The sequence below is a fragment of the Klebsiella aerogenes genome (assembly GCA_029027985.1).
Lineage (GTDB): Bacteria > Pseudomonadota > Gammaproteobacteria > Enterobacterales > Enterobacteriaceae > Klebsiella > Klebsiella aerogenes_A.
The window spans coordinates 4,508,107-4,530,484 of the sequence record CP119076.1; the positions used below are offsets into that span (position 1 = coordinate 4,508,107).

Here is a 22,378-nt window from a genome sequence, read left to right on the forward strand (position 1 = left end):
GGGGCCGCGGATACAATTCGCCAGGATTTACGTATAGAATCGTCCCCCTTTTTCAGCACCCCGCGCCAAAGCGGGGTCAGGAACGACAATTAATGGCCTGGAGGCTACCTTGTTAAACTCGTTTAAACTCTCGCTGCAATACATTCTGCCTAAACTGTGGCTCACCCGCCTCGCAGGCTGGGGGGCAAGTAAACGAGCAGGCTGGCTGACTAAACTGGTTATCGATCTGTTCGTCAAATACTACAAGGTCGATATGAAAGAGGCGCAGAAGCCGGATACCGCCGCTTATCGCACCTTCAACGATTTCTTCGTCCGTCCGCTGCGCGAAGACGTCCGCCCGCTGAATACCGATCCTAACGTACTGGTGATGCCGGCCGATGGCGTCATCAGTCAGCTTGGCGCAATCGAAGACGACAAAATTCTGCAGGCGAAAGGCCACAACTACACGCTGGAAGCGCTGCTGGCCGGCAACTATCAGATGGCGGACCTGTTCCGCAACGGCAGCTTCGCCACCACTTATCTGTCGCCGCGCGACTATCACCGCGTACACATGCCGTGCAACGGTATCCTGCGCGAGATGATTTACGTACCGGGCGATCTGTTCTCGGTAAACCACCTGACTGCGCAAAACGTCCCGAACTTGTTTGCCCGCAACGAGCGCGTCATCTGCCTGTTCGATACTGAATTCGGCCCGATGGCGCAGATTCTGGTCGGCGCGACCATCGTCGGCAGCATCGAGACTGTCTGGTCCGGCACGGTGACGCCGCCGCGCGAAGGCATCATCAAACGCTGGACCTGGCCTGCGGGCGATAGCGAGGGTTCCGTCGCGCTACTGAAAGGCCAGGAAATGGGTCGCTTCAAGCTGGGTTCAACGGTGATTAACCTGTTTGCGCCGGGCCAGGTGAAGCTGGTTGAACAGCTGCAAAGCCTGTCGGCGACCAAAATCGGCGAGCCGCTGGCGACCGTACCGCAGGTCGACGCGCCAGCCGAACCGGAAGAACCAGTCGCAGCGCCGCTGCGCGCGGAAAGCGATGCCAGCCAAGCGGCTGACGACAAACAAGACGAAGGTTAATTCCTGACGACAAAGGGTTACGCCGTGCGCCTGATACACACTTTTCTGTTGGCCTTGAGCCTCAGCTTCGGGGCGTACGCAGCGACGGCCCCGGACGTCAAACAAATTAACCAGGAACTGGAACAGGCGAAGGCGGCTAAACCCGCCCAGCCTGAAACCGTCGAAGTCCTGCAAGCCGCGCTGAATGCGATCGATGAGCGTAACGCATCCGTTGAGCGCACCCGCCAGTACCAGGACGTCATCGATAATTTCCCCAAACTGTTTCAAACTCTGCGCGCCCAGTTAGCGAATATCAGCGACACGCCGCGCCAGGTCCCTACCGCCCTTACCGCCGATGCGCTCAACCAGGAAATCCTGCAGGTCAGCAGTCAGTTGCTGGAAGCCAGCCGCCAGGCGCAACAGGAGCAGGATCGGGCGCGGGAAATCGCCGACTCCCTCAACCAGTTGCCGCAGCAGCAGACCGACGCCCGTCGTCAGCTTAACGAAATTGAACGCCGTATCGGCGCGCAGTCCGGCAATACGCCGCTGGCGCAGGCGCAAAATCTTGGTCTGCAAGCGGAATCCGCACGTCTGAAAGCGTTGGTCGATGAACTGGATCTCGCCCAGCTCTCCGCCAATAACCGTCAGGAGCTGTCACGTATCCGCTCGGAACTGGCGCAAAAACAAAGCGAACAGCTCGATGCCTATCTGCAGGCGCTGCGCAATCAGCAGAACAGCCAGCGCCAGCGGGAAGCGGAAAAAGCACTGGAAAGTACCGAGCTGCTGGCGGAAAACAGCGAAAACCTGCCACCGGGGATCACCGCCCAGTTCAAAGTGAACCGCGAACTATCGCAGGCGCTCAATCAACAGGCTCAGCGTCTGGATCTGGTGGCCTCGCAACAGCGCCAGGCGACCAATCAAACGCTACAGGTACGTCAGGCGCTGAATACGCTACGCGAACAGTCGCAGTGGCTGGGTTCATCAAATCTGCTGGGCGAAGCGCTGCGCGCGCAGGTCGCCCGCCTGCCGGAACGTCCGCGCCCGCAGCAGTTAGATACCGAAACGGCTCAGTTGCGCGTGCAACGTTTGCATTACGAAGACCTGCTCAGCAAGCAGGCGCAGCTACGACTGATTCGCCAGGCCGACGGCGAAGCGCTGACCAGCGAACAGGATCGCATCCTGCAGGCACAGCTGCGTACGCAGACGGAACTCCTTAATTCACTGCTGCGCGGCGGCGATACTCTGCTGCTTGAGCTAACCAAGCTGAAAGTCGTCAACGGCCAGTTGGAAGATGCGCTGAAAGAGATCAACGAAGCGACCCACCGCTACCTGTTCTGGACGTCAGATGTCAGCCCGATTGGCTTCTCCTGGCCGCTGGAGGTGGTGCAAGACCTGCGCCGCCTGATTTCGCTCGATACCGTCAATCAGCTCGGCAAAGCCAGCCTCATGATGCTGACCAGCAAAGAGACGCTGTTCCCGCTGTTTGGCGCGCTGGTGCTGGTTGGCTTTAGTATCTATTCGCGCCGCCACTTTACCCGCTTCCTTGAGCGCTCCAGCGCACGCATCGGCAAGGTCACCCAGGATCACTTCTGGCTGACGCTGCGTACCGTATTCTGGTCAATTCTGGTGGCTTCGCCGCTACCGGTATTGTGGATGACGCTCGGCTATGGCCTGCAGGCGGCCTGGCCCTTCCCGCTGGCAGTCGCCATCGGCGATGGCGTGACCGCCACCGTGCCGCTGCTATGGGTGGTGATGATTTGCGCCACCTTCGCCCGCCCGAACGGGTTGTTCATCGCCCACTTCGGCTGGCCGCGCAATCGCGTCGCCAGAGCGATGCGCTACTACCTGATGAGCATCGGACTGATCGTGCCGCTGATTATGGCGTTGATCATGTTCGATAACCTCAATGACCGCGAATTCTCCGCCTCGCTTGGCCGCCTGTGTTTCATGTTGATATGCGGCGCGCTGGCGCTGGTCACCCTGAGCCTGAAGCATGCCGGGATCCCGTTGTATCTCGATAAAGAAGGCGACGGCGAGAACATGGTGAACCGCCTGCTGTGGAACCTGCTGCTCGGGGCGCCGCTAGTCGCGATGCTGGCGGCGGCGGTGGGGTATCTCGCTACTTCGCAAGCGCTGCTGGCACGCCTGGAAACCTCGGTCGCCATCTGGTTCCTGCTGTTGGTGGTCTACCATATCATCCGCCGCTGGATGCTGATTCAGCGCCGTCGTCTGGCCTTTGACCGAGCCAAACACCGACGGGCGGAGATCCTCGCTCAGCGCGCCCGCGGCGAAGAAGATGTCGCCCACACCACCAGCACGGAAGGCTCAATGGAAGCGGAGGTCAGCGAAGTCGACCTCGATGCCATCAGTACCCAGTCGCTGCGCTTAGTCCGCTCGCTGCTGATGCTGATCGCCCTGCTGTCGGTGATTATCCTGTGGTCGGAAATTCACTCGGCGTTCGGCTTCCTCGAAAACATCTCACTGTGGGATGTGACCTCCACGGTACAGGGCGTCGAAAGCCTTGAGCCCATCACCCTCGGCGCGGTGCTGATCGCGATTCTGGTGCTGATTATTACCACTCAACTGGTACGCAACCTCCCGGCGCTACTGGAGCTGGCGATCCTCCAGCATCTGGATTTGACACCAGGTACCGGCTACGCCATCACCACTATCACCAAGTATCTGCTGATGCTCATCGGCGGGTTGGTCGGTTTCTCGATGATTGGTATTGAGTGGTCGAAACTGCAGTGGCTGGTGGCGGCGCTCAGCGTCGGTCTCGGTTTTGGTTTACAGGAAATCTTCGCCAACTTTATCTCTGGCCTGATTATCCTGTTTGAGAAACCGATCCGTATCGGCGATACGGTCACTATCCGCAGCCTGACCGGCAGCGTGACCAAAATTAACACCCGCGCCACCACCATCAGCGACTGGGACCGCAAAGAGATCATCGTGCCGAACAAAGCGTTCATCACCGAGCAGTTCATCAACTGGTCGTTGTCGGACTCGGTCACTCGTGTGGTGTTGACCATCCCGGCGCCCGCGGAGGCCAATACTGAAGAAGTCACACAGGTCCTGTTGACCGCCGCTCATCGCTGCTCGCTGGTGATTGACACGCCAGCGCCGGAAGCATTTCTCGTTGACCTGCAGCAGGGGATTCAGATTTTCGAGCTGCGTATCTATGCCGCCGAGATGGGTCACCGTATGCCGCTGCGTCATGAGCTGCACCAGCTGATTCTGGAAGGTTACCGCGCGCACGGTATCGATATGCCGTTCCCACCGTTCCAGATGCGTCTGGAAAGCCTCGATGGCCTGCGCAGCAGCCAACCGCTGAACTCGGCGGGTAAAAGCAGCCGAGCCCCTGGAGGTTTGTAAGCACTAACTAGCCCGGAGAGCGATTCCCCGGGCGTCTTCTTCCCTGAAATACCGCCAGCCCCTTCCAGACAGAAAGAGAAGCCTGGCGGATCAGGCACGATCGACGGTGAAAGCGATCACCTCGCCGATGGTTTCTACGCCCAGTGCCAGCATCACCAGACGGTCGACGCCCAACGCAACGCCGGAGCAGTCCGGCAGGCCAGCTTCCAGCGCGGCCAGCAGGTTATAGTCAATCGGCTGCTCGGGTAAACCGCGCGCCGCGCGCTTGCGGTTATCCTGCTCAAAACGCTGCTGCTGTTCACGCGCGTCGGTCAGCTCATGGAAACCGTTCGCCAGTTCCATGCCCTTGTAATACACCTCAAAACGCTCGGCGACGCGGTGATCTTCGGTACTGATCTGCGCCAGAGACGCCTGACTTGCCGGGAAGTGATAGACGAAAGTCGGGCGCTCTTTACCGATGTGCGGCTCCACGCCCATGACGAACAGCAGCTGCAGCAGCGTATCGCGGTCCTCTTCGGTATCGGCGATATTGCTGAGATCGAGTTTTGCCGCCACTTCGCGCAGCTGGGCTTTATCCGCCGACAGCGGGTCGATCTCCAGATAACGCTGGAAGGCCTGCTGATAAGAGAGACTTTCCGCTGGCTGGCACTCAAGTACCTGCTGCAGTAAGTCGTCAACTTCATTAATCAGACGGTACATGTCATAGCACGGACGATACCACTCCAGCATGGTGAACTCTGGATTGTGGTGGCGGCCCATTTCTTCATTACGGAAGCTACGGCACAGCTGGAAGACCGGCCCGCATCCGGCGGCCAGCAGCCGCTTCATGTGGTATTCCGGGCTGGTCATTAGATACAGATTCAGACCCTGAGAGTGGCCGGGGCCGACGAAACGGGTTTCAAACGGGAACATGTGGATATCAGTCACCGTTGCCTGACTCATACAAGGCGTTTCCACCTCCAGCACGCCGCGGTCGGTAAAGAAACGGCGAATTTCCGCCATTACAGCCGCACGTTTTAACAGATTTGGAATGGATGCGCTCGGCTGCCAGGTTGCCGTTTCGCTCATGGTACTTTTCTCCGATTTCATACAAGGGCACGAAGTCTACTCGTAACCGACGGGTGAAACAAATTTTGTGCAATCCGGTGGCGATATTACATATTGATAATTTATTGCTAACCAAATTGCATAAACAAAATTGATAAATCGGCGCACGGATTGATAAAAAAATCGAACGCGTCAATTTTCCCCAACATCCCTATGGCTATACTCCTTTACCTATAAAGGAGCAGTGATACTTTTTCGCCAGCCCGGCGGCGAAATACACAAAAACTGGAGGAATGTCGTGCAAACTTTTCAAGCCGATCTTGTCGTCATTGGCGCAGGCGGAGCAGGTCTTCGCGCAGCTATCGCCGCTGCGCAGGCTAATCCAAAAGCCAAAATCGCACTGATTTCAAAAGTCTATCCAATGCGTAGCCACACCGTCGCCGCCGAAGGCGGTTCCGCGGCCGTCGCGCAGGATCACGATAGCTTTGAATACCATTTTCACGACACCGTCGCTGGAGGCGACTGGCTCTGTGAACAGGACGTCGTAGACTATTTCGTACACCACTGCCCCACGGAAATGACCCAGCTTGAGCTGTGGGGATGTCCGTGGAGTCGCCGCCCGGACGGCAGCGTCAACGTTCGCCGCTTCGGTGGGATGAAAATCGAACGCACATGGTTCGCCGCCGATAAAACCGGCTTCCATATGCTGCATACCCTTTTCCAGACGTCCCTCCAGTTCCCGCAGATCCAACGCTTTGACGAGCACTTCGTACTGGATATTCTGGTCGATGACGGCCAGGCTCGCGGCCTGGTGGCGATGAACATGATGGAAGGCACACTGGTGCAAATCCGCGCCAACGCGGTGGTGATGGCGACCGGCGGCGCAGGCCGCGTCTATCGCTATAACACCAACGGCGGCATCGTGACCGGCGATGGGATGGGCATGGCTCTGGGCCACGGCGTCCCGCTGCGCGATATGGAATTCGTCCAGTATCACCCGACAGGCCTGCCGGGTTCGGGGATCCTGATGACCGAAGGCTGCCGCGGCGAAGGCGGTATTTTGGTCAATAAAAACGGCTACCGCTACCTGCAGGATTACGGGATGGGGCCGGAAACGCCGCTCGGCGAGCCGAAGAACAAATACATGGAACTCGGCCCGCGCGATAAAGTCTCTCAGGCCTTCTGGCACGAGTGGCGCAAAGGCAACACCATCCCGACGCCGCGCGGCGACGTGGTTTATCTCGACCTGCGTCATCTCGGCGAGAAAAAACTGCTTGAGCGTCTGCCATTTATCTGCGAGCTGGCGAAAGCCTATGTCGGCGTCGATCCGGTGAAAGAACCGATTCCCGTCCGCCCGACCGCGCACTACACCATGGGCGGCATCGAAACCGACCAGCAGTGTGAAACCCGCATTAAGGGCCTGTTCGCCGTTGGCGAATGTTCCTCCGTCGGCCTGCACGGCGCCAACCGTCTGGGTTCCAACTCGCTTGCCGAACTGGTGGTCTTTGGCCGCCTCGCCGGCGAGCAAGCCATGCAGCGCGCCATGGAGGCCAGCGACAGCAACGGCGCGGCGCTGGATGCGCAGGTCAGCGACATCGAAAACCGTCTGAAAGACCTCGTGAACCAGCAAGGTGATGAAAACTGGGCCAAAATTCGCGACGAAATGGGTATGTCGATGGAAGAAGGTTGCGGTATCTACCGGACGCCGGAACTCATGCAGAAAACCATCGATAAGCTGGCCGAGCTGCAGGAGCGCTTTAAGCGCGTGCGTATCACCGACACCTCCAGCGTGTTCAATACCGACCTGCTCTACACCATTGAGCTGGGCCATGGTCTGAACGTCGCCGAATGCATGGCGCACTCCGCTATTGCGCGTAAAGAGTCTCGCGGCGCCCATCAGCGTCTCGATGAAGGCTGCACCGAACGCGACGACGTCAATTTCCTCAAGCATACGCTCGCCTTCCGCGAAGCCGATGGCAGCACGCGACTGGAGTATGGCGATGTGAAGATCACCACTCTGCCGCCTGCGAAACGCGTGTATGGCGCCGAAGCGGAAGCCGCTGAGAAGAAGGAGACGACCAATGGCTGAGATGAACACACTGAAGATTGAAGTGGTGCGCTACAACCCGGAAGTGGACACCGCACCGCACAGCGCTTTCTATGAAGTCCCCTACGATGAACAAACCTCACTGCTTGATGCACTGGGCTACATCAAAGATAACCTTGCGCCGGATTTAAGCTACCGCTGGTCGTGCCGTATGGCGATCTGCGGCTCCTGCGGCATGATGGTCAACAAGGTGCCGAAACTGGCCTGTAAAACCTTCCTGCGCGATTACAGCAACGGATTGAAAGTCGAAGCGCTGGCCAACTTCCCGATCGAACGCGATCTGGTGGTCGATATGACCCACTTTATCGAAAGTCTGGAGGCGATTAAGCCGTACATCATCGGTAATTCGCGCACGCCGGATCAGGGGCCAAATAAGCAGACCCCGGCGCAGATGGCGAAATACCATCAATTCTCCGGCTGCATCAACTGTGGTCTGTGCTACGCGGCCTGTCCGCAGTTTGGTCTGAACCCGGAGTTCATCGGCCCGGCGGCGATCACCCTCGCCCACCGCTATAACGAAGACAGCCGCGACCACGGCAAAAAGGAACGGATGGCGCAGCTTAACGGCCAAAACGGCGTATGGACTTGTACTTTCGTCGGCTTCTGTTCCGAAGTCTGTCCAAAACATGTCGATCCGGCGGCCGCCATTCAGCAGGGTAAGGTAGAAAGTTCGAAAGACTTCCTGATCGCCACCCTGAAACCACGCTAAGGAGTGCACTATGACGACTAAACGCAAACCCTACGTGCGGCCAATGACCGCCACCTGGTGGAAGAAGCTGCCGTTTTATCGCTTCTATATGCTGCGTGAAGGGACGGCCGTGCCGACGGTCTGGTTCAGCATCGTGCTCATATACGGCCTGTTTGCCCTCAAGCACGGCGCGGAAAGCTGGGACGGTTACGTGGCGTTCCTGCAAAACCCGATTGTGGTGATCCTCAACCTGATCACGCTGGCGGCGGCGCTGCTGCACACCAAAACCTGGTTTGAGCTGGCGCCGAAGGCCGCCAACATCATTATTAAGGGCGAAAAAATGGGGCCAGAGCCGCTGATTAAAGGGCTGTGGGCGGTGATGGCGGTAGCCAGCGTCGTCATCCTGTTTGTCGCGCTGTTCTGGTAAGGAGACGGTCATGATTAATCCCAATCCAAAACGTTCCGATGAACCGGTATTCTGGGGGCTATTTGGCGCAGGTGGTATGTGGGGCGCGATTATCGCGCCGGTGATGGTGTTGTTGGTCGGCGTGCTGTTGCCGCTGGGGCTCGCCCCTGACGATGCTTTCAGCTACGAACGCGTCTACGCCTTCGGCCACAGCTTCATTGGCCGCCTGTTCATCTTCCTGATGATCGTCCTGCCGCTATGGTGCGGGCTACACCGTATTCACCATGCGATGCATGACCTGAAAATCCATGTGCCGAACGGTAAATGGGTCTTCTATGGCCTGGCGGCGATTCTGACGGTGGTCACCCTGGTGGGCGTGCTGTTTATTTAACCGACTGGCGCTCCAGCGCGCATTGCCGGGCAGCGGCTACGCCTTGCCCGGCCTACATGTTTTTAATGCGCGCTAATCTTTAACCCAATAATCCCCACCACAATCAGCGCCAGGCTGGCGATACGCATTGGGCTGGCGGATTCTCCCAGCAGCACGATGCCGGTTATCGCCGCGCCAACGGCGCCGATCCCGGTCCATACCGCATAGGCGGTCCCTACCGGCAGTGACTTCATCGCCCACGACAGCAGCGCCATACTGGCGACCATGGCGACAATCGTAATCACGCTTGGCGCCAGGCGGCTAAACCCATGGGTATATTTCAGGCCGACGGCCCACACCACTTCCAGCAAACCGGCAATAAACAGAACTAACCAGGACATAAGGCTCCATTAATGGGGCCGTCCCCAGATGAGATACGCTTACGGGTCGTCCCGCAAGGTGGGTGAAAAAACGAAGAGAGTATAAACAACGGCACAGAGGATGGAAAGAACGGTACGGCGCAAGGCCGTACCGTTAATGTTTATTGCTGAGCTTTAGTCGCCGCGCCGGAGATCGCGCTACCGCCATCTGAGATATCCTCGCCGATGCCGCGCGTGGTGTTACATGCCGTCAGTGCAGAGGAAAGGACCAACACAGTAAAGAATGCTGCAATTGCTTTTTTCACCATAATATCATCCTTATATGCCCTACATAGTTCAAACGGCAGGAGAGCTATCACACCTGCGGCGTCGAAATATCACGGGCAAGAGCAGTTTTTGTTTTCGTGCTCTATAAGCATAGACAACCAGGTCGATGAGGAAGGGATCCTGACGTTTTTTAAGAGAAAAAGAGGTTCAGACTGAACGCAAGAGACGAGTTCAGAGATGAGGAATATCTGATAATGCGATTAGCTGACAGCGTGAGAGATAGCGTGCCCGAGCCCCTGGATATCTTCACCAACCCCGCGAGCGGTGTTGCATCCCGTAAGCAAAGCGCCGCTGAGCAGCAGCAAGGAGAGAAGTTTGAGCGTCCGGTTCATATTATCCCTGATTTGAACTGAAGGCGCAGCAGCAAGGCTGCGCCCACCGTCTCACAGCATGAATTACTTCACGCGAGATACATATTCGCCGGAGCGGGTATCTACTTTGATGACTTCGCCAATCTGAACGAACAGCGGAACTTTAACCACTGCGCCAGTAGACAGGGTCGCCGGCTTACCGCCAGTACCTGCGGTGTCGCCTTTCAAACCTGGATCGGTTTCAATGATTTCCAGCTCAACGAAGTTCGGCGGAGTCACTGCGATAGGCTGACCGTTCCACAGGGTCACGATGCACTCAGCCTGGTCCAGCAGCCATTTAGCGTTGTCGCCGATAGCTTTTGCATCAGCAGACAGCTGTTCGAAGGTTTCATTGTTCATGAAGTGCCAGAACTCACCGTCGTTGTACAGGTAAGTCAGGTTCATATCAACAACGTCTGCGCCTTCTGCGGAGTCGGTGGACTTGAAGGTTTTTTCTACGCGGGTGCCGGTCAGCAGGCGGCGCAGCTTAACGCGTGCGAATGCCTGACCTTTACCTGGTTTAACGAATTCGCTGGCTTCAACCGCATACGGTTCGCCATCCATCATGATTTTAAGACCGGCACGAAAATCGTTGCTATAGTAAGTCGCCATAAGGCCCTCTGAAATTGTTTAACTTGGTAGCTAAGCCACAAAATGGCGCATATTGTAACCCTAAATACCCCATCCAGAGAAGATTGGATCGCGCAACTTGCCGATGTTGTGACCAGTCCCGATGAACTATTGCATCTTTTAGATCTGGACGCAGATGCAAACCTATTGGCGGGACGCGATGCAAAGCGTCTCTTCGCGCTGCGCGTACCGCGCGCGTTTATTGCGCGCATGAAGAAAGGCGATCCTAACGATCCTCTTCTTCGTCAGGTACTTACTTCACAAGACGAGTTTATCGCCGCACCCGGTTTTTCCACTGACCCGCTGGAAGAACAGCATAGCGTGGTCCCTGGTCTACTGCATAAATATAGCAACCGGGCGCTACTGCTGGTGAAAGGCGGCTGCGCGGTCAACTGCCGCTACTGCTTCCGCCGCCACTTCCCCTATGCCGAAAACCAGGGCAATAAACGCAACTGGCAGGCCGCGCTGGACTACATTACCGCTAACCCGCAGCTGGATGAGATCATTTTCTCCGGCGGCGATCCGCTGATGGCCAAGGATCACGAACTGGACTGGCTGCTCACTCAGTTGGAAGGTATCCCACATATCAAACGCCTGCGCATCCATAGCCGCTTGCCGATTGTGATCCCGGCTCGGATTACCGACACGCTGGCGGCCCGATTTGACACCTCTTCACTGCAGATCCTGCTGGTTAATCATATTAACCACGCCAATGAGATTGGCCCGGAGTTTCGCGCAGCCATGACGCGACTACGGCAGGCCCGCGTGACCTTGCTTAACCAGAGCGTCCTGCTGCGCGGCGTCAACGATAACGCGCACACCCTGGCGGATTTAAGCAACGCGCTGTTTGATGCTGGCGTCATGCCTTACTACCTGCACGTACTGGATAAAGTTCAGGGCGCCGCCCACTTTATGGTAGAGGATGAAGAGGCTCGCGCCATCGTGCGTAAGCTCTTAACGCTGGTATCGGGATATATGGTGCCAAGACTGGCGCGGGAGATCGGCGGCGAGCCGAGTAAAACGCCGCTGGATTTAGGCTTAAAACAACAACATTAGGGCCATCTTTCGGCGCTGCCTGTCATCCCTGTTCGGCATCAACAGCAGCGTCGCCCGTGACATCAGCAGAACGGAACAGCGCTCTTTGCATTAGCAGAGAGCGCGCCACTCATCAGTTCGGGCACTTATAAACCTGACCGTTCATTTGGCTATCGGTTGGGACAAAGCTCGACAGCAGGTTCTGCGTTGGGCTGCTTACGCCATACAGCACGTTGCCTCCCATTGCCGCCGCCTGATTACGCAGGGCATTCGCCGCGCCGCGCATTGAGCCGCCTTCATCGCCATTCTGACCGGACAACCAGTTGCTCTGCGTGCCGCTGGCCGTACCTAACAGCTGGCACTCCGCTCCCGGTTTGTCTTCAACAAAACGTACGTTCTGGCCGCCTGCGGTTAATTCGTTGCTGGAACTACAACCTGCCAGCAATAATGCGGCGCCGACAATCCCTGCTAAATATTTTACCTGCATGTTGTTCCCCATGATCAATGAGCTGGACGCACTGGCCCGGATGTAAATCTTATACTAAAAAGCCAATAAAAAGAAAAACCCCCAGCCATTTCTGGCCGGGGGTTTCTGCATTTTATGGCGTATAGCGCACGATTACATCATGCCGCCCATACCGCCCATGCCGCCCATACCACCAGCAGCACCTAAGTCAGGCGCATCGCCTTTCGGCAGGTCGGTCACCATGCACTCGGTAGTGATCATCAGACCAGCAACAGATGCCGCGTACTGCAGAGCAGAACGGGTCACTTTAGTCGGGTCCAGGATACCGAAGTCGATCATGTTGCCGTATTCTTCAGTCGCGGCGTTGTAACCGTAGTTGCCGTCGCCCGCTTTCACGTTGTTAGCCACAACAGACGGCTCTTCGCCGGCGTTGGAAACGATCTGACGCAGCGGCGCTTCCATTGCGCGCAGCGCAACTTTGATACCGACGTTCTGATCTTCGTTCTGAGCAGTCAGGCCAGCGATTTTCGCTGCCACGCGAACCAGCGCTACGCCGCCGCCTGCAACCACGCCTTCTTCAACCGCAGCACGGGTCGCGTGCAGGGCATCGTCAACGCGTGCTTTTTTCTCTTTCATTTCAACTTCGGTAGCAGCACCGACTTTGATAACGGCAACGCCGCCTGCCAGTTTAGCAACGCGTTCCTGCAGTTTTTCACGATCGTAATCGGAGGTCGCTTCTTCGATCTGCTTACGGATCTGAGCAACACGGCCCTGAATCGCCGCTTCTTCGCCAACACCATCGATGATAGTGGTGGTGTCTTTGTTGATCACCACGCGTTTCGCCTGGCCCAGGTCTTCCAGCGTCGCTTTTTCCAGCTCCATACCGATCTCTTCAGAGATAACGGTACCGCCAGTCAGAGTCGCGATGTCCTGCAGCATAGCTTTACGACGGTCGCCGAAGCCCGGTGCTTTAACCGCAGCAACTTTAACAATACCGCGCATGGTGTTAACCACCAGGGTAGCCAGCGCTTCGCCTTCAACATCTTCAGCGATGATCAGCAGCGGTTTGCCTGCTTTCGCTACGGCTTCCAGAACCGGCAGCATTTCGCGGATGTTGGAGATTTTTTTGTCAGCCAGCAGGATGAACGGGCTTTCCAGCTCAACAGCGCCAGTGTCCGGCTTGTTGATGAAGTACGGGGACAGGTAGCCGCGATCGAACTGCATGCCTTCAACCACGTCCAGCTCGTCTTCCAGACCGGTGCCGTCTTCCACGGTGATCACGCCTTCTTTACCGACTTTATCCATCGCTTCCGCGATCAGTTTACCTACGGTTTCGTCGGAGTTAGCGGAGATGGTACCAACCTGAGCAATGGCTTTAGAGTCAGAGCACGGTACGGACAGCGCTTTCAGTTCTTCAACAGCGGCAACGACAGCTTTGTCGATACCACGTTTCAGGTCCATCGGGTTCATACCCGCGGCAACGGCTTTCAGGCCTTCAGCGATGATAGCCTGCGCCAGTACGGTCGCGGTGGTGGTACCGTCGCCTGCCGCGTCGTTCGCTTTAGAGGCAACTTCTTTCACCATCTGCGCGCCCATGTTTTCGAACTTGTCTTCCAGTTCGATTTCACGAGCAACGGAAACGCCATCTTTAGTGATGGTCGGCGCGCCGAAAGATTTGTCCAGAACTACGTTACGGCCTTTCGGGCCCAGGGTGACTTTAACTGCATCTGCCAGTACGTTTACGCCGCGCAGCATTTTTACACGAGCGTCGTTACCGAATTTTACGTCTTTTGCTGCCATTTCTTTTATTCCTCAAATTCGTTCAGGGTCGTGCGAATTACGCTTCAACAATTGCCAGAATGTCGCTTTCGGACATGATCAGCACTTCTTCGTTGTCGATCTTCTCAGACTTCACGCCGTAACCATCGTTGAAAATCACGATGTCACCAACTTTTACGTCCAGCGGCTGCACGGTTCCGTTTTCCAGGATGCGGCCTTTACCGACAGCGATGATTTCGCCACGAGTTGATTTAGCTGCCGCAGAACCGGTCAGAACGATGCCGCCTGCAGATTTGGTTTCAACTTCTTTACGTTTGACGATCACACGATCATGTAACGGACGAATACTCATTGATAGCTCTCCTTCGAGAAAGTCATTATCAGTTATGGATAGCGCCGGGCCGTAAACGGTTTCCGACTAGTGCAGAGAGAGATGGGGATGGCCATTTGCCGCTTCAAGGGGAAAATTAAAAAAAAATTTCCGCCTGTGCGCTAACGCGCAAAAACATTCCCCTGATGGCGGCTCTTTCTGGCGCAAAAGGTTGTGATACCATCCCTTTTTTGCCGCGCGCAGGGTTGAATCATGAGTGGTTTAAAACAGGAGTTGGGGCTAGGACAGGGCGTCGGGTTACTTTCAACATCATTACTGGGAACCGGCGTGTTCGCCGTACCGGCGCTGGCCGCGCTGGTGGCGGGCGACAACAGCCTGTGGGCATGGCCGGCGCTGATTATCCTGGTCTTTCCCATCGCCATCGTTTTTGCCCTCCTCGGCCGCCATTTTCCCAGCGCTGGCGGCGTGGCCCATTTCGTGGATATGGCATTCGGCCCGCGTCTGGCGCGGGTGACCGGCTGGCTGTTTTTGTCAGTCATCCCGGTGGGGCTGCCGGCGGCCCTACATATCGCCACCGGCTTTGGCCAGGCGCTGTTCGGCTGGCACGATACGCAATTGCTGCTTGCCGAACTCGCTACGTTGGCGATGGTCTGGTGGGTCGGCTCGCGCGGCGCCAGCTCCAGCGCCAATCTGCAGACGCTGGTCGCGGTATTGATAGTCGCGCTGATCGCCGCGATCTGGTGGCGTGGTGGAATTCATCCGGCGCAGATCCCCTTCCCGGCGCCTACAGATATTGACGCTTTCCAACTGTTTTCCGCGCTATCGGTGATGTTCTGGTGCTTCGTCGGTCTCGAAGCCTTCGCCCATCTGGCGTCTGAGTTTAAACGCCCGGAACGCGACTTCCCGCGGGCATTGATGATTGGCTTACTGCTGGCGGGAACCGTCTACTGGGGTTGTACCGTGGTGGTGCTGCATTTTCACGCCTACGGCGCAGACATGGCCGCTGCCGCCTCGCTACCGAACATCGTGGTACAACTGTTCGGCGTCCAGGCGCTGTGGGTGGCGTGCGTTATCGGCTATCTCGCCTGCTTCGCCAGCCTCAACATCTATATTCAAAGTTTTGCCCGCCTGGTCTGGTCGCAGGCGCAGTTCAAGCCAAATAGCTATCTGGCCAGACTGTCGCCGCGCCAGGTACCGCGCAATGCGCTGAATGCAGTATTAGGCTGCTGCGTACTCAGTACGCTGTGCATTTACTGGCTAAATATTAATCTCGATGCGCTGATCGTTTACGCCAACGGTATTTTCATCATGATTTATCTGCTGTGCATGCTGGCGGGCTGCCGACTGCTACAGGGTAAGTACCGCGTACTGGCGGTGGCAGGAAGCCTGCTGTGCCTGTTGCTGTTAGCGATGGTCGGTTGGAAAAGCTTGTACGCGATTATTGTGCTGGCAGCGCTGTGGCGCCTACTGCCTGAACGCCCCATACCAACCAGCAGGTAATAAAAAACCGGCGCAGGCCGGTTTTTTTTCGTCTTAGCGGTCGTCTTTATGATCCAGACGGTCGCGCTCGTCGTCTTTGCGCTGGAACTCCCCTTCGAAGGTGTCCCCATTGCCGCCGCCCGCGCTAAAACCGCCGCCCGGCATCCGGCTAAAACGCAGATACGGCATCAGTTTTAAGGTCATCAGCTTTTGTACCGGCGGCAGCAGCAGCAACAGGCCGAGGAAGTCGGTAAAGAAACCCGGGATCAGCAGCAGCAGGCCAGCGATAATCAGCGACACGCTTTTAATCATTTCTGCGGCCGGGCTTTCACCTGCCGCCATTTTCTGCTGCATCAGCATCAGGTTTTTGAAACCCTGGTTGCGCACCAATGACATGCCGACTACCGAGCTAAAGATAACCAGGATCAGCGTTAACAGCACACCGAGCACGTGCGCGACCTGAATAAAGATCGAAATCTCGACATAAACGTATAAGAAAAAGGCAATAAACGGAATCCAACGCACCGGCGTCTCCTTCATTCGGCCGTCGTCGTCGACGCCCGTAGTGATAAATTTGCTATTCGCGTCTCACGGATGTGGGGTCGGCGCATCCCTTATTCAATCAACTGCAGCAGCATTTTTTTCAAAAATAGTAAAGCGGTGACTCATTTCACAGATTAATAATTCTTATCCGCTGCGCTACATAATAAGTGATCAAGGTTACTGAACTTCGCTATCATCAGCATATGATCGTGGGCACCGGGCCGGTTAAGGAAATAATCTCCGGTCTGAAAATACGCTAAATCCTATAAATTCTGTGTATTTGGTGAATTCATTGGCAGCTTGAAAAAGAAGGTTCACATGTTAAACAACATTCGTATCGAAGAAGATCTGTTGGGCACCAGGGAAGTTCCAGCTGACGCATACTATGGCGTTCATACTCTGAGAGCGATTGAAAACTTCTACATCAGCAACAACAAAATTAGCGATATCCCTGAGTTCGTGCGGGGCATGGTCATGGTGAAGAAGGCCGCCGCGCTGGCTAACAAGGAACTGCAAACCATTCCTAAGAGCGTCGCAAACACGATTGTCGCCGCATGCGATGAAGTGCTGAACAACGGTAAATGTATGGACCAGTTCCCGGTCGATGTGTTCCAGGGCGGAGCAGGAACTTCCGTCAACATGAACACCAACGAAGTGCTGGCGAATATTGGTCTGGAACTGATGGGTCACCAGAAAGGTGAATACCAGTATCTGAACCCTAACGATCATGTCAACAAGTGCCAGTCCACGAACGACGCCTACCCGACCGGGTTCCGCATCGCGGTCTACGCCTCAATCCTCAAATTAATCGACGCGATTAAACAACTGGGCGAAGGCTTCCAGGCAAAAGCCGTTGAATTCCAGGACATCCTGAAAATGGGTCGTACCCAGCTGCAGGATGCGGTGCCGATGACCCTCGGTCAGGAATTCCATGCCTTTAACGTTCTGCTGAATGAAGAGACCAAAAGCATTCTGCGTACCGCGGAACTGCTGCTGGAAGTGAACCTCGGCGCGACCGCCATCGGTACCCGCCTGAACACTCCTGACGGCTATCAACAGCTGGCGGTGCAGAAACTGGCGGAAGTCAGCAACCTGCCGGTCTTGCCGGCGGAAGACCTGATTGAAGCGACCTCTGACTGCGGCGCTTACGTGATGGTTCACAGCTCGCTGAAACGCCTGGCGGTGAAACTGTCCAAGATTTGCAACGACCTGCGCCTGCTCTCTTCCGGCCCGCGCGCTGGCCTGAATGAAATCAACCTACCGGAACTGCAGGCAGGCTCCTCTATCATGCCGGCAAAAGTTAACCCGGTGGTGCCGGAAGTCGTCAACCAGGTATGCTTTAAAGTGATCGGCAACGACACTACCGTCACCATGGCCTCCGAAGCCGGTCAGCTGCAGCTGAACGTGATGGAGCCGGTGATTGGCCAGGCAATGTTTGAATCTATCCACATCCTGACCAACGCCTGCTACAACCTGCTGGAAAAATGCGTGAACGGCATTACCGCGAATAAATCGGTATGCGAAAGCTACGTCTACAACTCCATCGGCATCGTCACCTACCTCAACCCGTTCATCGGCCACCACAATGGCGATATCGTCGGCAAGATTTGCGCCGAAACCGGTAAGAGCGTACGTGAAGTGGTGCTGGAACGCGGGCTACTGACGGAAGCCGAACTGGATGACATTTTCTCTCCGCATAACCTGATGCATCCGGCTTACAAAGCAAAACGGTACACTGATGAAAGCGAACAGTAAGCTTTCAGGGTAAACTAGCCAAAGGCATGTCAATGACATGCCTTTTTGCTTTTTTGGGTTTACGAAACCACAACAATTCAATATCAACTTGTTAAAAAACAAGGAAGGCATATATGTTCGGTGCAGAGCTCGTGGTTGTCTTGCTGGCAATCTATTTGGGGGCCCGGCTCGGGGGCATTGGTATCGGCTTTGCCGGTGGCCTCGGCGTCCTCGTCCTGACCTTAATTTTTCAAATTCCACCCGGGGCCATCCCCTTTGATGTTATTGAAATCATTATGGCGGTTATCGCCGCTATCGCCGCCATGCAGGTCGCCGGAGGAATGGACTATCTGGTCAGCCTCGCCGAACGTATGCTGCGCCGCCATCCGAAATACATCACCTTCCTTGCGCCGCTGGTCACCTGGTTTATGACCGTGTTGGCGGGGACGGGCCATACTGCGTTCTCCACCCTGCCGGTCATTACCGAGGTGGCGAAAGAACAGGGTATCCGCCCTTCCCGCCCGCTTTCCATCGCCGTCGTCGCGTCGCAAATTGCGATTACCGCCTCGCCGATCTCCGCGGCAGTGGTTTTCTTTGCCGGTATCCTTGAACCGCTCGGCGTCAGCTACCTGACGCTGCTGGCGATCTGCCTGCCGGTCACTCTGATTGCCGTGATGCTGACAGCCGTGGTCTGTAACTTCCTCGGCTGCGAGCTGAAAGACGATCCGGTGTATCAGGAACGTCTGGCGAAAGGCGAAGTGAAGCTGCGCGGCAGCCAGGTCTTCGAACTGAAACCACACGCCAAGCGCTCCGTTCTGCTGTTCCTCGTCGGTATTATCGCGGTGATGTTCTACGCCACCGCCATCAGCGATACCGTCGGCCTGATCCAGAACCCGGTGCTGCCGCGTAACGAAGCGATCGTGGTCTTCATGCTGACCATTGCTACGCTGATTAGCATCACCTGTAAAATCGATACCGGCGAAGTGCTGAATGCCAGCACCTTTAAATCCGGGATGAGCGCCTGTGTCTGCGTGCTTGGCGTGGCCTGGCTCGGCGATACCTTTGTGAAAGCGCACATCGCTGATATCCAGACGGTCGCGGGCGATCTGCTGCATAACTATCCGTGGCTGCTGGCGGTCGTGCTGTTCTTCGCCGCCACGCTGCTCTATTCGCAGGCCGCCACCACCAAGGCGCTGATGCCTGCCGCACTGCTGCTCGGCGTTACCCCGCTGACGGCGATTGCGTCGTTTGCCGCGGTCTCCGCGCTGTTCGTACTGCCCACCTACCCGACCTTGCTGGCGGCGGTCGAAATGGATGACACTGGCTCTACGCGCATCGGCAAATACGTCTTCAACCACGCCTTCCTGATCCCCGGCGTTATCGCCATTACCCTCTGCGTGATCCTCGGATTCATTTTCGGCGGCATCATGCTGTAAAGGTCGTTAAAAACGGGTCAGATACTGGCCCGTTTCGTTAATCTCCCCGCATCTTGCATGCTATAGTGCCTCTTTTCGCTGATACGAGGTTCACGATGACTACGCCTGATGCTGTTGTTGTACTCTGTACCGCGCCGGATGAAGCGACCGCCCAGGATCTGGCGGCCAAAGCGCTGGGGGAAAAACTCGCCGCCTGCGCCACCATCCTGCCGGGAGCGACGTCGCTCTACTACTGGGAAGGAAAACTTGAGCAAGAGTATGAAGTGCAAATGCTGCTCAAAACCAATCAGACCCATCAGCAGGCGTTACTGGACTGCCTGAAGTCCCATCACCCGTATCAAACCCCTGAACTGCTGGTCTTGCCGGTTACTCACGGAGACAACGATTACCTCTCATGGCTCAACGCATCATTACGCTGATCCTGCTGCTGTGCAGCGCATCAGCCACCGCCGGGTTGTTCGACGCCCCCGGGCGTTCGAACTTCGTGCCTGCTGACCAGGCTTTCGCTTTTGATTTCCAGCAGAATCAACACGATCTCAACCTGAGCTGGCGAATCAAGGAGGGTTACTACCTCTACCGCCAGCAGATTAAGCTGACGGCCACGGATGCCGCGATCGTCAGCCCTTCGCTGCCGTCCGGCGAATGGCATGAAGATGAGTTTTACGGCAAAAGCGAGATTTATCGTCAGCACCTGACGCTGCCGATTACCCTCACCGAAGCCAGCAAAGACGCGACGCTGACCGTCACCTACCAGGGCTGCGCCGATGCTGGATTCTGCTACCCGCCGGAAACAAAAATCGTGCCGCTCAGCGCGGTGCTCGGCGTCTCCAGTAATGCGGAACCCACTCAACCATCCGCGCCAGCCGCTATCCTACCGCCGAAACTCAATCCGCCGCTGCCGGTCGAAAAGCGTCCGCTCGCCGCGACACCAGCGGCGATTCCCGCCAGCGGCAGCCAAACCGGCGCCGTACCGGCAGCGCTGCCGTTCTCCGCGCTCTGGGCATTGCTCATTGGTATCGGCATCGCCTTTACCCCTTGCGTATTACCGATGTATCCGCTGATTTCCGGTATTGTACTCGGCGGTAAGCAGCGCTTATCCACCGCCCGCGCCCTGCTATTGGCGTTGATTTACGTCCAGGGGATGGCTGTCACCTATACCGCGCTGGGGATGGTCGTTGCCGCGGCCGGTCTGCAATTCCAGGCCGCGCTGCAGCATCCTTATGTGTTGATTGGCCTGTCCGTGGTCTTTATCGCCCTGGCGCTGTCGATGTTCGGCCTGTTTACTTTGCAACTACCTTCGTCGCTGCAAACCCGTCTGACGCTGATGAGCAACACGCGTCAGGGCGGTTCGCCGGGCGGGGTCTTTGCGATGGGCGCGATCGCAGGACTGATCTGTTCCCCTTGCACGACGGCCCCGCTTAGCGCCATTCTGTTGTATATCGCCCAAAGCGGAAATCTGTGGCTGGGCGGCGGTACCCTGTATCTGTACGCGCTAGGCATGGGGCTACCGCTGATCCTGGTGACCGTGTTCGGCAACCGTCTGCTACCGAAAAGCGGCCCGTGGATGGCCCATGTGAAAACCGCGTTTGGTTTTGTGATCCTCGCGCTGCCGATCTTTTTGCTGGAGCGTGTTATCGGCGAAGCCTGGGGCTTACGCCTGTGGTCGCTGCTTGGCGTCGCCTTCTTCGGTTGGGCGTTTATTACTTCGCTTGGCGCGACCAGGCCCTGGCTGCGGCTGGTGCAAATCGTCATGCTGGGCGCCGCGCTGGTCAGCGCGCGTCCGCTACAGGATTGGGCATTCGGCGTGCCGGCCGCCCACTCGCAGGCGCATCTGGAATTTACCCGTATCAGCACCGTTGATGAGCTCAACCAGGCGCTGGCGCAGGCCAACGGTAAACCAGTCATGCTCGATCTGTATGCTGACTGGTGCGTGGCCTGTAAAGAGTTCGAAAAATATACCTTTAGCGCTCCTGAAGTGCGACAGGCCCTAAAAGAGACCGTTCTGTTGCAAGTGGATGTCACGAAGAACAGTGCGCAAGACGTTGCCCTGCTGAAACATTTACAGGTGCTCGGCTTGCCCACCATTCTGTTCTTTAATGCGCAGGGAGAAGAACAGCCCGCGCAGCGCGTCACCGGGTTTATGGATGCGGCGGCATTCAGCGCCCATTTGCGCGATTGGCAACCGTGAACGACACTTGAGGAGGATTAATGGAGGAGATTACCGTGCAACGTGAAGATGTCCTGGGTGAAGCCATACAAATTCTCGAAATCGAGGGTATCGCTAACACCACGCTGGAAATGGTCGCCGAACGCGTCGCATACCCGCTTGATAACCTCAAGCGTTTTTGGCCCGACCGCGAAGCGCTGCTCTATGACGCCCTGCGTTATTTAAGCCAGCAGGTAGAAGCCTGGCGTCGCCAGCTTTTGCTGGACGAAACGCTCACCGCCGAGCAAAAACTGCTGGCGCGTTATACCGCGCTGACTAAATGCGTCAGCAACCACCGTTATCCAGGCTGCCTGTTTATCGCCGCCTGTACCTTCTATCCGGATGCCCAACATCCGATTCACCAACTGGCGGAACAGCAGAAACAGGCCTCGCTGGCCTACACTCACGAACTGTTGACGCAGTTAGAGGTGGATGACCCGGAGATGGTCGCCAAACAGATGGAGTTAATCATCGAAGGCTGTCTGAGCCGGCTGCTGATCAAGCGCAGCCAGTCCGACGTCGATACCGCCCAGCGTCTGGCGGAAGATATCCTGCGTTTTGCCCGTTGCCGAATGGGCGGCGCGCTCACCTAATTCAGATATCCGAACCCCTATAAGGCGCATATAATTTCCTTCATACCT

22 protein-coding genes are annotated in these 22,378 nt (G+C 56.6%); 13 read left to right on the forward strand and 9 right to left on the reverse strand.

The genetic code is table 11. The features are described 5' to 3' along the window. Positions 1-109: 109 nt before the first annotated feature. Both asd and mscM read left to right on the forward strand, forming a co-directional pair. Positions 110-1,072: an archaetidylserine decarboxylase gene (asd, locus tag PYR66_21435; GenBank protein WEF27807.1), complete on the forward strand. Its 963-nt coding sequence runs from the start codon at positions 110-112 to the stop codon at positions 1,070-1,072. 24 nt (positions 1,073-1,096) lie between these two features. Beyond that, entirely contained in the window at positions 1,097-4,423 is a 3,327-nt protein-coding gene (mscM, locus tag PYR66_21440; protein ID WEF27808.1) for a miniconductance mechanosensitive channel MscM, read from the forward strand. 90 nt (positions 4,424-4,513) lie between these two features. Here mscM and epmA read toward each other — a convergent pair whose 3' ends face one another. Then, positions 4,514-5,491: an elongation factor P--(R)-beta-lysine ligase gene (epmA, locus tag PYR66_21445; protein WEF27809.1), complete on the reverse strand. Its 978-nt coding sequence runs from the start codon at positions 5,489-5,491 to the stop codon at positions 4,514-4,516. 277 nt (positions 5,492-5,768) lie between these two features. Between epmA and frdA the strand changes: the two genes are divergently transcribed. Genes frdA through frdD form a run of 4 tightly spaced genes read left to right on the forward strand, consistent with a single transcriptional unit; the run spans position 5,769 to position 9,062 of the window. Then, positions 5,769-7,559, forward strand: coding sequence for a fumarate reductase (quinol) flavoprotein subunit (frdA, locus tag PYR66_21450; GenBank protein ID WEF27810.1), 1,791 nt, complete (start codon positions 5,769-5,771; stop codon positions 7,557-7,559). Next, the gene (gene frdB / locus PYR66_21455; protein WEF27811.1) at positions 7,552-8,286 is read left to right on the forward strand and encodes a fumarate reductase iron-sulfur protein; all 735 of its coding nucleotides are present in this window, start codon (positions 7,552-7,554) and stop codon (positions 8,284-8,286) included. The genes frdA and frdB overlap by 8 nt, the downstream gene beginning before the upstream one ends. A gap of 10 nt (positions 8,287-8,296) precedes the next feature. Further along, complete coding sequence (frdC, locus tag PYR66_21460) at positions 8,297-8,692, forward strand: fumarate reductase subunit FrdC (protein ID WEF27812.1); 396 nt, start codon at positions 8,297-8,299, stop codon at positions 8,690-8,692. A 10-nt stretch (positions 8,693-8,702) separates the two neighbouring features. Further along, positions 8,703-9,062 (forward strand): fumarate reductase subunit FrdD, encoded by a 360-nt coding sequence (gene frdD, locus PYR66_21465; GenBank protein WEF27813.1) that lies wholly within the window; start codon positions 8,703-8,705, stop codon positions 9,060-9,062. A gap of 62 nt (positions 9,063-9,124) precedes the next feature. Here frdD and sugE read toward each other — a convergent pair whose 3' ends face one another. From sugE to efp, 4 genes are all read right to left on the reverse strand, one after another. Further along, the gene (gene sugE, locus PYR66_21470) at positions 9,125-9,442 is read right to left on the reverse strand and encodes a quaternary ammonium compound efflux SMR transporter SugE (GenBank protein ID WEF27814.1); all 318 of its coding nucleotides are present in this window, start codon (positions 9,440-9,442) and stop codon (positions 9,125-9,127) included. Positions 9,443-9,582: 140 nt separating this feature from the next. Next, positions 9,583-9,729, reverse strand: coding sequence for a lipoprotein toxin entericidin B (gene ecnB, locus PYR66_21475; GenBank protein ID WEF27815.1), 147 nt, complete (start codon positions 9,727-9,729; stop codon positions 9,583-9,585). Positions 9,730-9,948: 219 nt separating this feature from the next. Beyond that, entirely contained in the window at positions 9,949-10,080 is a 132-nt protein-coding gene (locus PYR66_21480; protein WEF27816.1) for an entericidin A/B family lipoprotein, read from the reverse strand. Between the two features lie 63 nt (positions 10,081-10,143). After that, positions 10,144-10,710, reverse strand: coding sequence for an elongation factor P (gene efp / locus PYR66_21485; GenBank protein WEF27817.1), 567 nt, complete (start codon positions 10,708-10,710; stop codon positions 10,144-10,146). A 42-nt stretch (positions 10,711-10,752) separates the two neighbouring features. Between efp and epmB the strand changes: the two genes are divergently transcribed. Further along, complete coding sequence (gene epmB, locus PYR66_21490; protein ID WEF27818.1) at positions 10,753-11,784, forward strand: EF-P beta-lysylation protein EpmB; 1,032 nt, start codon at positions 10,753-10,755, stop codon at positions 11,782-11,784. Positions 11,785-11,896: 112 nt separating this feature from the next. Here epmB and PYR66_21495 read toward each other — a convergent pair whose 3' ends face one another. The 3 genes from PYR66_21495 to PYR66_21505 all read right to left on the reverse strand — a co-directional run bounded on the left by PYR66_21495 (position 11,897) and on the right by PYR66_21505 (position 14,360). Next, a complete protein-coding gene (locus tag PYR66_21495) occupies positions 11,897-12,250 on the reverse strand; it encodes a DUF4156 domain-containing protein (GenBank protein WEF27819.1) in 354 nt (117 codons plus the stop codon). 132 nt (positions 12,251-12,382) lie between these two features. After that, the gene (gene groL, locus PYR66_21500) at positions 12,383-14,029 is read right to left on the reverse strand and encodes a chaperonin GroEL (GenBank protein ID WEF27820.1); all 1,647 of its coding nucleotides are present in this window, start codon (positions 14,027-14,029) and stop codon (positions 12,383-12,385) included. A gap of 37 nt (positions 14,030-14,066) precedes the next feature. Then, positions 14,067-14,360 (reverse strand): co-chaperone GroES, encoded by a 294-nt coding sequence (locus PYR66_21505; protein ID WEF27821.1) that lies wholly within the window; start codon positions 14,358-14,360, stop codon positions 14,067-14,069. A gap of 231 nt (positions 14,361-14,591) precedes the next feature. On the opposite strand from PYR66_21505, the gene yjeH reads away from it, so the two are divergent. Further along, positions 14,592-15,839, forward strand: coding sequence for an L-methionine/branched-chain amino acid transporter (yjeH, locus tag PYR66_21510; protein ID WEF27822.1), 1,248 nt, complete (start codon positions 14,592-14,594; stop codon positions 15,837-15,839). Positions 15,840-15,872: 33 nt separating this feature from the next. Here the strand turns inward: yjeH and fxsA are convergent, their stop codons facing one another. After that, complete coding sequence (gene fxsA / locus PYR66_21515; protein WEF27823.1) at positions 15,873-16,343, reverse strand: membrane protein FxsA; 471 nt, start codon at positions 16,341-16,343, stop codon at positions 15,873-15,875. 336 nt (positions 16,344-16,679) lie between these two features. Between fxsA and aspA the strand changes: the two genes are divergently transcribed. From aspA to PYR66_21540, 5 genes are all read left to right on the forward strand, one after another. Then, a complete protein-coding gene (aspA, locus tag PYR66_21520; GenBank protein ID WEF27824.1) occupies positions 16,680-18,116 on the forward strand; it encodes an aspartate ammonia-lyase in 1,437 nt (478 codons plus the stop codon). Positions 18,117-18,229: 113 nt separating this feature from the next. Beyond that, positions 18,230-19,531, forward strand: coding sequence for an anaerobic C4-dicarboxylate transporter (locus PYR66_21525; protein WEF27825.1), 1,302 nt, complete (start codon positions 18,230-18,232; stop codon positions 19,529-19,531). Between the two features lie 95 nt (positions 19,532-19,626). Further along, the gene (gene cutA / locus PYR66_21530) at positions 19,627-19,950 is read left to right on the forward strand and encodes a divalent cation tolerance protein CutA (GenBank protein ID WEF27826.1); all 324 of its coding nucleotides are present in this window, start codon (positions 19,627-19,629) and stop codon (positions 19,948-19,950) included. Next, the gene (locus PYR66_21535) at positions 19,926-21,719 is read left to right on the forward strand and encodes a protein-disulfide reductase DsbD (protein WEF27827.1); all 1,794 of its coding nucleotides are present in this window, start codon (positions 19,926-19,928) and stop codon (positions 21,717-21,719) included. Before cutA ends, PYR66_21535 begins: the two co-directional genes overlap by 25 nt. A gap of 35 nt (positions 21,720-21,754) precedes the next feature. Continuing rightward, on the forward strand, positions 21,755-22,330 hold the full coding sequence (locus tag PYR66_21540) for a transcriptional regulator (GenBank protein WEF30520.1): 576 nt from the start codon (positions 21,755-21,757) through the stop codon (positions 22,328-22,330). Positions 22,331-22,378: the final 48 nt, after the last annotated feature.

What these genes read in the sequence shown, in the direction of transcription:
- epmA (WEF27809.1), bottom strand. Translation starts at nt 5,491, where the DNA reads ATGAGCGAAACGGCAACCTGGCAGCCGAGCGCATCCATTCCAAATCTG.
- frdB (WEF27811.1), top strand. Translation starts at nt 7,552, where the DNA reads ATGGCTGAGATGAACACACTGAAGATTGAAGTGGTGCGCTACAACCCG.
- frdC (WEF27812.1), top strand. Translation starts at nt 8,297, where the DNA reads ATGACGACTAAACGCAAACCCTACGTGCGGCCAATGACCGCCACCTGG.
- frdD (WEF27813.1), top strand. Translation starts at nt 8,703, where the DNA reads ATGATTAATCCCAATCCAAAACGTTCCGATGAACCGGTATTCTGGGGG.
- sugE (WEF27814.1), bottom strand. Translation starts at nt 9,442, where the DNA reads ATGTCCTGGTTAGTTCTGTTTATTGCCGGTTTGCTGGAAGTGGTGTGG.
- ecnB (WEF27815.1), bottom strand. Translation starts at nt 9,729, where the DNA reads ATGGTGAAAAAAGCAATTGCAGCATTCTTTACTGTGTTGGTCCTTTCC.
- PYR66_21480 (WEF27816.1), bottom strand. Translation starts at nt 10,080, where the DNA reads ATGAACCGGACGCTCAAACTTCTCTCCTTGCTGCTGCTCAGCGGCGCT.
- efp (WEF27817.1), bottom strand. Translation starts at nt 10,710, where the DNA reads ATGGCGACTTACTATAGCAACGATTTTCGTGCCGGTCTTAAAATCATG.
- epmB (WEF27818.1), top strand. Translation starts at nt 10,753, where the DNA reads ATGGCGCATATTGTAACCCTAAATACCCCATCCAGAGAAGATTGGATC.
- PYR66_21495 (WEF27819.1), bottom strand. Translation starts at nt 12,250, where the DNA reads ATGCAGGTAAAATATTTAGCAGGGATTGTCGGCGCCGCATTATTGCTG.
- groL (WEF27820.1), bottom strand. Translation starts at nt 14,029, where the DNA reads ATGGCAGCAAAAGACGTAAAATTCGGTAACGACGCTCGTGTAAAAATG.
- PYR66_21505 (WEF27821.1), bottom strand. Translation starts at nt 14,360, where the DNA reads ATGAGTATTCGTCCGTTACATGATCGTGTGATCGTCAAACGTAAAGAA.
- yjeH (WEF27822.1), top strand. Translation starts at nt 14,592, where the DNA reads ATGAGTGGTTTAAAACAGGAGTTGGGGCTAGGACAGGGCGTCGGGTTA.
- aspA (WEF27824.1), top strand. Translation starts at nt 16,680, where the DNA reads ATGTTAAACAACATTCGTATCGAAGAAGATCTGTTGGGCACCAGGGAA.
- PYR66_21525 (WEF27825.1), top strand. Translation starts at nt 18,230, where the DNA reads ATGTTCGGTGCAGAGCTCGTGGTTGTCTTGCTGGCAATCTATTTGGGG.
- cutA (WEF27826.1), top strand. Translation starts at nt 19,627, where the DNA reads ATGACTACGCCTGATGCTGTTGTTGTACTCTGTACCGCGCCGGATGAA.
- PYR66_21535 (WEF27827.1), top strand. Translation starts at nt 19,926, where the DNA reads ATGGCTCAACGCATCATTACGCTGATCCTGCTGCTGTGCAGCGCATCA.